The sequence below is a fragment of the Pantoea ananatis PA13 genome (assembly GCF_000233595.1).
GTDB classification, from domain to species: Bacteria; Pseudomonadota; Gammaproteobacteria; order Enterobacterales; family Enterobacteriaceae; genus Pantoea; species Pantoea ananatis.
The window spans coordinates 1,692,645-1,704,284 of record NC_017554.1 but is presented as its reverse complement, the minus strand read 5'-3'; the positions used below and the strand labels follow the sequence as shown (position 1 = coordinate 1,704,284).

The 11,640-nt window shown below is 39.1% G+C and carries 10 protein-coding genes; 2 read left to right on the top strand and 8 right to left on the bottom strand.

Going from position 1 to position 11,640, the window contains the following annotated elements:
- Nucleotides 1–55 precede the first annotated feature (55 nt).
- Complete coding sequence (locus tag PAGR_RS07980) at nucleotides 56–853, top strand: ABC transporter substrate-binding protein (RefSeq protein WP_014605468.1); 798 nt, start codon at nucleotides 56–58, stop codon at nucleotides 851–853.
- Nucleotides 854–957: 104 nt separating this feature from the next.
- Nucleotides 958–2,259 (top strand): succinylglutamate desuccinylase/aspartoacylase family protein, encoded by a 1,302-nt coding sequence (locus tag PAGR_RS07975; RefSeq protein ID WP_014605467.1) that lies wholly within the window; start codon nucleotides 958–960, stop codon nucleotides 2,257–2,259.
- A gap of 145 nt (nucleotides 2,260–2,404) precedes the next feature.
- Here PAGR_RS07975 and wzzB read toward each other — a convergent pair whose 3' ends face one another.
- From wzzB to PAGR_RS07935, 8 genes are all read right to left on the bottom strand, one after another.
- Complete coding sequence (gene wzzB, locus PAGR_RS07970) at nucleotides 2,405–3,421, bottom strand: LPS O-antigen chain length determinant protein WzzB (RefSeq protein ID WP_237711079.1); 1,017 nt, start codon at nucleotides 3,419–3,421, stop codon at nucleotides 2,405–2,407.
- 102 nt (nucleotides 3,422–3,523) lie between these two features.
- Nucleotides 3,524–4,933 (bottom strand): NADP-dependent phosphogluconate dehydrogenase, encoded by a 1,410-nt coding sequence (gene gnd / locus PAGR_RS07965; protein WP_014605465.1) that lies wholly within the window; start codon nucleotides 4,931–4,933, stop codon nucleotides 3,524–3,526.
- A 130-nt stretch (nucleotides 4,934–5,063) separates the two neighbouring features.
- A complete protein-coding gene (locus tag PAGR_RS07960; protein ID WP_014605464.1) occupies nucleotides 5,064–5,849 on the bottom strand; it encodes a galactosyltransferase-related protein in 786 nt (261 codons plus the stop codon).
- Nucleotides 5,850–5,860: 11 nt separating this feature from the next.
- The gene (locus PAGR_RS07955) at nucleotides 5,861–6,886 is read right to left on the bottom strand and encodes an EpsG family protein (RefSeq protein ID WP_014605463.1); all 1,026 of its coding nucleotides are present in this window, start codon (nucleotides 6,884–6,886) and stop codon (nucleotides 5,861–5,863) included.
- Complete coding sequence (locus PAGR_RS07950; RefSeq protein WP_014605462.1) at nucleotides 6,883–7,749, bottom strand: glycosyltransferase family 2 protein; 867 nt, start codon at nucleotides 7,747–7,749, stop codon at nucleotides 6,883–6,885. The genes PAGR_RS07955 and PAGR_RS07950 overlap by 4 nt, the downstream gene beginning before the upstream one ends.
- Nucleotides 7,750–8,499, bottom strand: a complete 750-nt coding sequence (locus PAGR_RS07945; protein ID WP_014605461.1) for a glycosyltransferase domain-containing protein — start codon at nucleotides 8,497–8,499, stop codon at nucleotides 7,750–7,752. It lies immediately after the preceding gene.
- Nucleotides 8,496–10,352: an asparagine synthase (glutamine-hydrolyzing) gene (asnB, locus tag PAGR_RS07940; protein ID WP_014605460.1), complete on the bottom strand. Its 1,857-nt coding sequence runs from the start codon at nucleotides 10,350–10,352 to the stop codon at nucleotides 8,496–8,498. The genes PAGR_RS07945 and asnB overlap by 4 nt, the downstream gene beginning before the upstream one ends.
- The gene (locus tag PAGR_RS07935) at nucleotides 10,340–11,554 is read right to left on the bottom strand and encodes an oligosaccharide flippase family protein (protein ID WP_014605459.1); all 1,215 of its coding nucleotides are present in this window, start codon (nucleotides 11,552–11,554) and stop codon (nucleotides 10,340–10,342) included. The genes asnB and PAGR_RS07935 overlap by 13 nt, the downstream gene beginning before the upstream one ends.
- Between the last annotated feature and the right edge of the window lie 86 nt (nucleotides 11,555–11,640).

Genomic DNA, 11,640 nt, shown 5'->3' with positions numbered 1-11,640 from the left:
CCGGTCGAAAGGTACTCTGCGTAATACAACATTACGACAACAGAAGATCTGAACTATGGCAACGAAAACCCTCAAAATTCGCCTGCGCGCTGCGCTTGCACTGGCCGTGCTTGCTGGTTGCGCATTCGGCGCACAGGCAAAAATCGAACAGGTCCGCTTCGCCGTCGATCCCACCTATCCGCCTTTCGAATCAAAAACCCCGCAGGGCAAACTGGTAGGGTTCGATATCGACTTAGGCAACGCCCTGTGTGCACAAATGCAAGCGAAGTGCGTGTGGGTGGAAAGTCAGTTCGACGGCATGATCCCGGCACTTAAAGCCCGTAAATTCGATGCCATCCTGTCTGACATGGGCATTACAGAAGAGCGTTTGAAGCAAATAGACTTTACCCAGCCGCTTTACGATACCCACGCTCAGCTTATCGCACGCAAAGGGTCTGGCCTGTTACCGACGCCAGAGTCGCTGAAAGGGAAAACGGTGGGTGTTGAACAGGGCACGGTGCAGGAACGTTATGCCCGCGCAAAATGGCAGCCGCATGGCGTGACTGTGGTGCCTTACGGCGATCAGGCTCAGGTGGAAAGCGATTTAGTGGCCGGACGCCTTGACGCGGTCTTTACCGACGCGGCGCAGGCCGCCAATGGTTTTCTGAAACAGCCGCAGGGCAAAGATTTTGCGCTGGCAGGCCCGATTGTTCAGGATCCGATTATTGGACCGGGCACGGCGATTGGTCTGCGTAAAGGGGATGCCGAGCTGAAGACCGCGCTGGATACAGCCTTTGATGAAATTAAGAAAAATGGCACCTTTGATAAGATTCAGAAGCGCTATTTCTCAACCGATATTTCGATTCAGAAGTAACGTCATGGCGGGCTTTTTCGCTCTCCTGCCTGTGCAGGGCTATACTCAATGACTTTATGGGCGGCCCTTGTCGCCCTGAACCGACAAAAGGACATTAACACGGTATGTACCAACAACATCACCCCTTGTTAAGCGCCTCTCTCGGCACCCAGCGTGAAATTATCAGTTTTCATTTTGGCGATGACGCTACGCGACAGGTTTATATCCAGGCTGCCTTACACGGCGATGAAATACCTGGCATGGCGGTTGCGTGGTACCTGAAACAACGTCTGCAAACGCTGGAGTCAGCCGGACGGTTAAAAGCCTCTTTCACCCTGATCCCGGTTTCAAATCCTCTTGCGCTAGGCCAGCACTGGCATGGCACCCATTTGGGACGCTTCCATACGCAGACTGGACAAGACTTTAACCGTAAGTTTCCATCACTCGGCACCACGCTGGCTAACGATCTGGCTGGCGTACTGACGCCAAACGAAACCCAAAACAAGCGACTGATTCGTGATGCAATCGATCGCTACTACCGCGATACCGTACCGAAAACGGAGCTGGAAGCGCAGCGGTTCACGCTCATGCGCATGGCGAGCCAGGCGGATTTAATGATCGATCTACACTGCGACTGGGAAGCCCTGCCGCACCTCTATACCACACCGCACGCATGGCCTGCGGTCGAACCGCTGGCACGCTGGTTAGGTAGTGAAGTTCAGTTGCTGGCACAAGTTTCCGGCGGGGAGCCATTTGATGAAGCCTGTTGTGAGCCCTGGCTGACGCTGGCAGAGCGTTTTGCCGAACAGTTCCCCATGCCGCAGGGTTTATTACCCGTAACCCTTGAACTCCGTGGCGTACGTGACGTGTCGCCAGAGCAAGCGGAACAGGATGCCGATGCGATTATCAGCGCGCTACAGGAATCGGGCTACATTACAGCCGATGAGGCGGCCGTTTCTGTCGAGGTCGCGGCACCGGTGATTGGCGGCGATGAGCTGGTATCCGTCGCCAGCGGAGGCGAAGATTTAGTCGGCGTTGATGAGAGCGGTACAGGACTCGGTGCTCCAGGTCTTGCTCAGGTTGCCGATGAAAGCAGGATTATTAAGCAGCGTCACACCGAGGGTACATCCGCCTCATCACCTGCGCTGAAAAATCCGCCCACCCCGCTTGCCGGTTGCGAATACGTTCACTCGCCCGTCTCGGGACTGATTCTGCATCGCAAACCGCTGGGTGCGCTTATCAGGCCAGGTGAAGTGGTCGCGGAGATTGTCGATCCGGTAACAGACCATATCACGCCACTGGTGGCGGAGTTCGGTGGGATACTTTATGCCCGGCATTGGGCCAGGTTTGCCACGGCAGGGATGCTGGTGTTGAGGCTGGCGGGAGAGAAGTCGGTGCGGAGTGGGGATTTGTTGGTGCAACATTGAGCTTTAGTCGGACCTGAAGCGTCTAAATTTTGCCTAAGTGATTTTATACTAAAGCATTTTTTAGCTGGGCCTGAATGAAAAAGGCGCACACGCAAAAGGCTGATCAAAGTTAAAATCAGCCTTTTACTCAGACTTTTACTTTTCGCTAACCTCGGTTACGGTAACTGGTTAGTGAATTACGACCAATGACGATAATAGATCCCAATAAAGCACCGATTAAAAACGCAATCATCAGAGCAATACCTCTCCTGGGACTTAAACGTTTGATGGGTAAGTCGGGCTGAGAAATAAAGCGATAGGATTGCAGGTTCTCAACTTCAATTTTAAGGTGCGTAACGGCAAGTAGCGCGCGCTGTGCATCATAATATTCCTTACTGAAATCGAGCGGTTTTGAATTCTCATTCTCAACCATAGCCTTAAGCGCATTGCTGCCTAATAAATATAAAGTGTCATCAGAAAGAAACTCAGCCTGATTTACTTGCAATTTACCTACATCAGAAGCATCTGCAATTTTTAAAGCCTGTTTGATAACATCGAGACGATGCTCTTTCTGATTCAATGCAACTTGCTTATAGGTATCTAATGTATTGTTAAGTTCTCGAGTTTTGACACTTAAATTTCTTTTAATATCATCGCCATAATCTTTGACGACTTCATTATTAATTTGAGAAATATATTGAGTTAATTGCATTTGCGCTTGCTTTGCACTTTGTCCAACGAGTGAAATATTTAGTGCATCTTCGCTTCCTTTAACTGGACTCAATGTCAACGTGACAGGCGTCTCAAGGTTATTCAGCGCCCCTGCAAGCGCACTCATAGAAGCAGTAAAACGGTTGAACAATTGGCTTTGAAGCCCAGTAAGAGAAGGTTTATCTTGCGGGGAATCAGCATAAACGATACTCAAAGCCGCGTTATAGTTAGCAACCTGGCCTGCAGCGGGAAGCGTTACTGTTGAAGTTGAAACCCACTTTTCTTTCACAAAATGGAGATAAGCAATACCAATCAAAACTGAAACGACAATGGTGGAAATAATAATAACTTTCCCACGCCATAATTGTACAATTAAATCAATTAAATCGATACCGGAATCATTTCGCTCTGCTACATACATCCCATGATGCCGGGGTGAATGCTCGTCGTTTGCATTATTTTTGTTTATCATAAATTCATTAATTCAGCTCGAATTACCTTCAATTGTGAGTTAAGGCTCCTGAGTGATAATATTTTAAAAGCCTCCTACATTGAAGAGGCTTTATTTAAATTATTATTCAAGCCATTCAGTATGGAATACACCTTCTTTATCAATGCGCTTATAGGTATGCGCACCGAAGAAGTCGCGTTGTGCCTGAATCAGGTTGGCAGGTAAGACCGCAGAGCGATAGCTGTCATAATAAGCCACTGCTGATGAGAACGTTGGTGTAGGAATTCCGTTCTGAACAGCATAAGCAACAACATCACGTAATGCTTGCTGGTATTCATCAGCAATATTATTGAAATAAGGAGCCAAAAGTAAATTAGCGATATTCACATCATCAGCGTAGGCATCAGTGATTTTCTGTAGGAACTGCGCCCGAATAATGCAACCTGCACGAAAGATTTTCGCAATTTCACCATATTGAAGATCCCAGTTATACTGATCTGACGCAGCTTTTAGCTGAGAAAACCCTTGTGCGTAAGAAACAATTTTCCCCAAATATAAAGCCTGACGAACTTTTTCAATAAATTCAGCTTTATCACCAGTGTATTTTTTGGCTGCGGGGCCCTTTAAAACTTTTGAAGCTGCAACACGTTGAGATTTAAGTGATGAAAGATAGCGAGCAAAAACAGACTCAGTGATCAGTGATAAAGGCTCACCGAGATCAAGCGAACTTTGGCTGGTCCATTTACCTGTTCCTTTATTAGCAGCTTCATCTAGAATCACATCAACTAAATATTTTCCATCATCATCTTTTTTGGTAAAAATATCTTTAGTTATGTCTATAAGATAACTGCTTAACTCGCCGTCATTCCATTGTGTAAACGTTTCAGCCAGTTCTTCATTTGTTAAATTAAGTGCCCCTTTTAGTAGAGAATAGGCTTCTGCAATTAACTGCATATCACCATATTCAATACCGTTATGAACCATTTTCACATAATGGCCTGCACCGTCAGAACCAATATAGGTTACACATGCTTCACCATCCTCAGCGCGGGCAGCAATTTTATTTAAAATAGGAGCAACAAGCTCATAGGCTTCTTTTTGACCGCCAGGCATAATTGAGGGACCTTTAAGCGCGCCCTCTTCACCACCCGATACACCTGTACCAATAAAATTGAAGCCTTGATCTGAAAGTTCTTTATTGCGACGAATAGTATCTTTATAAAAGGTATTACCACCGTCGATTAAAATATCGCCTTTATCAAGATGCGGTGTCAGTGAAGCGATTGTCTTATCGGTAGCTTCTCCAGCCTGCACCATCAACAAGATGCGACGTGGCTTCTCAAGGGAATCGACGAAATCTTCAACGGAGTAGAATGGCGCTAGCTTTTTGCCTGGATTTTCAGCAATCACTTCATCCGTTTTTTCACGTGAACGATTGAATACTGAAACAGTATAACCGCGGCTCTCAATGTTAAGTGCCAAATTACGGCCCATTACCGCCATACCTACAACGCCGATTTGTTGCTTAGACATTTTTGACTCCTTCTGTGCTCTTCGCGCCTGGCGCGATTAAAAATATGGTTAAAATCATACCCCAAAGGACACATCTTAGTAAAAAAAACTAACACTTAAAAAAAAGATCGGAAAAAACCCCATGAACGTTTCATTTAATAGAAGAATTCACAGAAAGCCTGATATGCTTGCTTAGTATAAACCTCAACGCACTGGTTAAGTGCCATAAAAAATGTTTACTAAAAATTTTACGGTTGTTGTGCTGGGCAGTATGCACAGCCTTTATTTGAGGGAAATACAAGAGTTTCATCCCTTGTGATTTTGCTCTGTAACAGATGTCAATATCTTCGCAGTACATGAAATAATTTTCGTCAAAACCCTGTACTTTTCTGTAAGAAGAACATTTAAAAGCTATGAATGAGCCTGCAACCCACTCCATGTCCACCGCCTCTTCATGAGCAGAAAAACTAGCGAAATAACATTCTCTTTTGATGCCCAATAATGATGAAAAGAAAGATATAAAAGTAGGATATTTACGTACTGATAAATCTCTATTTTTAAAACCTTCGTCTTTAAACAGAGAAATGCCTGCAACGTCAGCATCATATTTATTAATTAAAGCAGTTAAGTCATCAATACTTTTAGTATTTATAGCGACATCGGGATTAATAAGAATAAAAATATCATCGTCTTGCATCCCAAGGACGTCAACGCAGTATTTGAAGTTGATATTATTATTACTTCCGAAACCAAGCCCATAATTATTATCGATAAGATGTATTTTGTTGGTTTTACAATAAACATTCAACACACTACTGTCTTGACCTGCATTATTTTTTAAAACAACATTATACTTTGCTGCAAGATCCTGAAAAAAAAATGTCTTCATAATCATCTCAGCATGATTATGTGAAACTAATGAAATAAAAATACTCATAAAATGGCCATTTAATGGAAAATTAATTTCGCAGATGAATAAATAAAGATAATTGCACTTATCAAAATAAACAATCTATATAACGGTTTACTGGATACGGTAAAAACATTCATCGCGAGCACGAAGAATAAAATATCATATATACAATAAAAGTCAGACAACCTTATTGCTAATGAATCATTCCCTCTAAAAAACCACCCAAGCACTAAACTGAAATAAGAAATAAAAAAAGACAAATAAAGTAAATGATTTTTTCTTACAAGTTCTTTATCTTGATTAAGATAAATCCAGCGCAGAAAAAAAATAAACACTATAATTTTTATTAAAACATAAGTATTCAACAAAGGAATAGCTGATGTTTGATAAGAACCATCTATATAGGGTGCAATTCTTTCTTGTAAAAATGGAATTTTCGCCATCAGCTCCATCAAAAAACGATAAGGATCGATGAGCACTACGATAAAAGATAGAATAAATGCGACAATTATAAAATTAAAGAGATTAGCTTTTTGCCTTTTCATCAAAAATGAATGGAGTGGAATAACCACCAATATTAAAATAGACGAAAGATGAATTGAAACTGCGAATAAAAAAATACTACCGGCACGTAATCTATATGCCTTTAAATAGAAAAAGAAAGACAAAAAACAAAGACCTATGGCTGCACCAGCACGATACTGTATTAAGTCATGAATTATAAAAAGCCTAGATAAGTATAGCACACCAAACCAAAAAAACATCTCTGCATTAAGAAACCTATAGGCGACAAACATTTTTGTGCTAATCGAAATAGTAAACAAAACAAATATTACGCCCAGAACACCCAAACTTAAATAATAAGAAAAATTAGATATAAAATAATACCCTGGATCCTTTAATAAGACCCAAGTATTCAGATAAGACGCGTTTACTGAAGATTCATACCAGTTAAGATAGGATTGAAAATCAGGCGAATTTGCAAAGTCGAAGAGAATAAAAACAGCGATGGAAAGCAGAAAATATACGATTAATATAATTATTTTGTTATCTGCTTTCATCTTTTTTTACCAGAACGACCACATATTCCGTCCCAAATGCCTTTTAACATATGAGCGGTGTGTTGGAGAGGTTTTTCAGTAAAAAAAGCATATACGATGAATCTCGGAGCCAATTTAATTACTTCCATTTTCTTCCACTGAGAATGAATATGCTTCATTCTTAATAAATGAAAAACATTTCGAAAATAATAATAATGTCGAATAGGTGAATGATTGACATACGTCCGGTTCATAACCTTAATTGGCTTACCACCAATCTCATGGCTCATCTTCAACCAAGGCAATCCAAATATTTGATACCCTGCATGCCTTGCTCGAAGGCACCATTCAATATCAACAAAATCTATAAATAGTTTATCGAGCATAAATCCGATATGCTGAATAGTTGAAAGCCTAATCATAGATCCAGACGTTATCACATAAGATGCCTGAATAGGCTCATTGCCCAGAGCCGGTTGCCTGACAATTCTCTTTTTTTCGCAAACAATAAACTCAGCATTCTTATTAATTGCTTTATCATAATACGAAGGAGATACCAGACAAGTTTTCTCATCAGTACCTTCAATATATTCAATTAGCGACATTATTAAATTATCTTCAGGCTCACTATCCTGATCTAATAAAAATGCAAACTCATAATTATTTTCTATTAAATAAGAGAGTCCCTTATTTAATGCTGTTGCTATTCCTTGATTGCCATACAAATTGATGACTTTTGCAGAAGGTAACGTATAGTTTTGTGGCTTTTCACTGTTATCAACAATGACGACATCATATTTTTCACTTAACCTGCGGGCAGTCTCTACGTTTTCATTTTCAGGGTGATAAAAGACTATGATGATGCCGAATTTTTTACTATCCATTTAAAATCCACCTGCCAAAGAATGTATGCATTTGTTTAGTTTTGCTTTGATGCGCCTTTTTAAACTTGAGTTAGAGGCTTTGTGCGGCACCAAATTGAAATTCTCATTTAGAAATCTCGCATCACTTTTACCCAAACTCTTAATTTTAAACATGTTAGACCATGCCACATACATTAAGGATAGCTGATCTCGCTTTACCCCGTTTAAATATTCTTTATACCATTCATCCATTAATTTATTGATTGATGAGTCGTTTTTTCTAATAATGATAGAACACTCAAATAAACCATAATTAGAAGGAAAACCAGACTGTTTATATCTTCTCATCTGCCTGTAAATATTCCATTGCCAGTCATAGCCGATTAATAAACATTCAGTGGCCTCTTTATATAAGCAGTTCCGACCAAAATGATCATACATAAATATTTTTTCATCTTGGCTTTTAACTGTCTCCACCAACATCGTCAAATCACTTAAGATTTCTATATTGCCATCAATGTATATTGTTAATTCGTAATTATCAAAATAATGAAAAACATGTGGAGTAATTTTAATCTTACGATTGATTGTTTTCTTATCAAGTCCAGAGAATTTTTCTTCTTCATTTACCCGAATCAATTTCCAGGGATAAGGCACAGTAATGTTGGTATCACTAAAACATAAATAATCAAATTCACTGTTAATAATAGCTGGCTTTTTAATTTTATCGTATCCACCAGTAACGCAAGTGTAAACGGCAATTTTATTCATTTTTTTACCAAGAAATTAGCCAAATTACAAAGACCCCAGATTTTTTCGCTATTATCCTTAAGCTCACTCTGGTGCTCATGCCATATTTTTTCTATAACGCTGGCATTAAACTTGTCCGACGGTAATGATTTTAATCTATCGTAAGCCCAGTCTTTTAATTCGACTCTCAACCAACGTTTCATTGGAAGCGAAAATCCTTGCTTAGGTCTGTCAATCAATGTTCTATCAACATATTTATAGAGCATGTCTTTAAGAATTTTTTTCTGTACTTTATTATCGATTTTGTAATGGGTGGGTAATCTGTATGCAAACTCGACAACTTTATGGTCAAGAAATGGCGCGCGCGTTTCGAGGCTAACAGCCATAGATGCCCTGTCTACTTTCGTCAAGACATCATCTGAAAGATAATAATTTAAATCGTGAAGGCAGACTGATGTTATTCCATCTTTAAATTTTGGCGTAGAATCTGGGAAAAGCTGCGAATCATTTAACATAGGGAAATCTGAATTTCTGTATTTATCCATCCAGAAATCATTAAGTTGATATGGCTCTTTAAAATTCCATGCGAGCGATAAGTTTTCAGCTCTTTGCAAAAAGGGATTTAAGCCTTTTATTTTTAACCTTTTAAGCGTGTTTGAAATTCTTGTTACGGGTAGTGCCGATAATGCATTTGTTTGCCATAATTTCTTTAAAAGCGGGTACTGATTATAGCCCATGAATAACTCATCGCCACCATCCCCTGATAAAGCTACTGTCACATGTTCCCGAGCAAATTTACTCACCATAAAGGTGGGTATTTGGGAACTGTCTGCAAAAGGCTCATCCCAAATTTTTGGAATTTTATCGATTATATTAAGGGCTTCACCTGGAGTTATATTATAATTGAAATGTTTTGTTCCAAGATATTTCGCGATTTCAATAGCATGTTGCGATTCATCGAACTCCTTGTCAGGCATTCCAATTGAAAAAGTGGTGACGTTTTGATTATTCTTTTTAAGTAATGCAACAACAGCACTTGAATCAATGCCTCCGGATAAGAAGGCCCCCACTTTTACATCAGCAATAGACTGTAGCGCTATCGTGTTGGTTAATATACTGTCTAGTTCTTCCAAACAGTCGTTATAATCTTTTTTATCAAAATTATCATCAGTTACTGATGCCTGAACTGACCAATAGCAGATAGGCTGGACATCAGATTTTGCCAACATATCTTCATACGTTAGATGCAAGTAGTGAGCTGCTTTTAATTTTTTAATATTCTTATATATAGAGTTGGGTGATGATATGTAGTTTTTATGTAGAAATCCATTAACGGAATCCCAATTAATTTCTTTATCAAATTCCGGGTGTTCTTTCATCGCTTTGATTTCAGATGAAAATACAAAAGACCCACCCAAATACCCATAATATAATGGCTTTTCACCCATACGATCCCGCGCTAAACTCAACGTTCTTTTGCGAACGTCCCATAGCGCAAAAGCATACATCCCTGTTAGGTTCTCAAGTGTCTTAGATAAACCCCATTCAATGATGCACTTTAACAAAGTTTCAGTATCTGACATCCCTATCCAATTTATTGATAGCGTGCTTGACAATTTGTTACGTAGTTCAATATGGTTATAAATTTCACCATTAAAGGTTAAAACGTAATTGCCACAATCACTGACCATTGGCTGATGGCCGGACGCTGTTAAGTCTACAATTGATAAACGAGTATGGCCAAAAAATAAATTGCAAGAATCGTCATGCCAAATGCCATCGGAATCAGGCCCCCTATGTTTAATGGTAGCCAGCATATCAGTAATGATATTTTTGTTATTGTTTTCACCAATAAATCCAACTATCCCACACATGACGCTCTCCGAAAAAATATTCTTATGAAATATATTAAATTGATAATCTGAGCTAATCCAAGTCCTAGTAACCAACCTTCAGTGCCTAAAAATTTCAAAAAGAAACCACCTAGAAACATTGAAACAATGGCTATTAAAATATTAATTTTAATTATTTTACCACTTTTATTAATAAGATTTAGATAACCTGTTATGACTGGACCATAAATACCAAGGAAAATATAAAATGCAGCCGAATACAAAACTTTATATGCACCCTCGTATTGGCTACCAAATATATAATTTTCTATTTGAGCCTCAAAAAAAAACAAGCCTAATAAAATACAAAACGAGAATAACGTATAAACACCTACGACAAACAGGACTGTACTCCTATATTTTTTGAAGTCATTATTGAAGATTACAGTCAACTTAGGATACGCTGCCACATGGGTTAATATACCCAATGAAATAAAAAGATTCATGAACCTTTCAATGGCGGCATAAACACCACTCTGGGCGGAACCATAAAAATACGAGACAATTAAAACACCTGACATTGTGTACAGTGCTGAAATCATCTGCGATATAAAAATATCGCGACCATCCTTGATTACACCGAAAGGTTTTAAAATTTTTATTTTATCTAAATGCCTGACAGAGGAAATAAATGTTAACAAACCATTAATTGCTGCTGATGAAACCAGACACATGATAGCTATAGCATAGCCATCGTTTTTTTCCAAAAAAAAGTAAGCAAGAATAAATGTTGCTAAAGAGCCTAAGATGGAGCAAACACTACTGATTAAAAAATTACCATTATATTGCAAAAACCATGCACTATTTAAAACCCAAGAAAAGGGCATAACAAGAAACAAAAGATAGATTAGACTGTATTTTTCCTGACTTGTAAAAAAATAAACTAAAAAAATTAACGTTACCAGCAAAAACAAAACCCCTTTTGCTGACAGTATTATATTAAAAAAATATTCTTTTTTATCACTATTTTCAGCTATTAATTTAGGCCCAGTCATATTGAAGGAATATTGGATTATGACGGACATATAGGTAACCAGACTTAAAAACACAGACAACTTCCCATAATCATAGACACCAATAATCTTAATAATCATTGGTGATACATAAAATACTGTCAGGCCACCGAAGAAAAACTGAATAGCTAGAAAAAAATTATCAAAAACTATTTTTTTGTAATGCCCCATACTACTATCTCATGTTGCGCGTAAGTTCAATTATTTATATTAGTCTTGAGCTTTTTGATTAAGCTGATAATTTTTTAACTATCAGC

Excerpts from the sequence above, each read along its gene's own strand:
- PAGR_RS07980 (WP_014605468.1), top strand. The coding sequence starts at position 56 with ATGGCAACGAAAACCCTCAAAATTCGCCTGCGCGCTGCGCTTGCACTG.
- PAGR_RS07975 (WP_014605467.1), top strand. The coding sequence starts at position 958 with ATGTACCAACAACATCACCCCTTGTTAAGCGCCTCTCTCGGCACCCAG.
- wzzB (WP_237711079.1), bottom strand. The coding sequence starts at position 3,421 with ATGATAAACAAAAATAATGCAAACGACGAGCATTCACCCCGGCATCAT.
- gnd (WP_014605465.1), bottom strand. The coding sequence starts at position 4,933 with ATGTCTAAGCAACAAATCGGCGTTGTAGGTATGGCGGTAATGGGCCGT.
- PAGR_RS07960 (WP_014605464.1), bottom strand. The coding sequence starts at position 5,849 with ATGAGTATTTTTATTTCATTAGTTTCACATAATCATGCTGAGATGATT.
- PAGR_RS07955 (WP_014605463.1), bottom strand. The coding sequence starts at position 6,886 with ATGAAAGCAGATAACAAAATAATTATATTAATCGTATATTTTCTGCTT.
- PAGR_RS07950 (WP_014605462.1), bottom strand. The coding sequence starts at position 7,749 with ATGGATAGTAAAAAATTCGGCATCATCATAGTCTTTTATCACCCTGAA.
- PAGR_RS07945 (WP_014605461.1), bottom strand. The coding sequence starts at position 8,499 with ATGAATAAAATTGCCGTTTACACTTGCGTTACTGGTGGATACGATAAA.
- asnB (WP_014605460.1), bottom strand. The coding sequence starts at position 10,352 with ATGTGTGGGATAGTTGGATTTATTGGTGAAAACAATAACAAAAATATC.
- PAGR_RS07935 (WP_014605459.1), bottom strand. The coding sequence starts at position 11,554 with ATGGGGCATTACAAAAAAATAGTTTTTGATAATTTTTTTCTAGCTATT.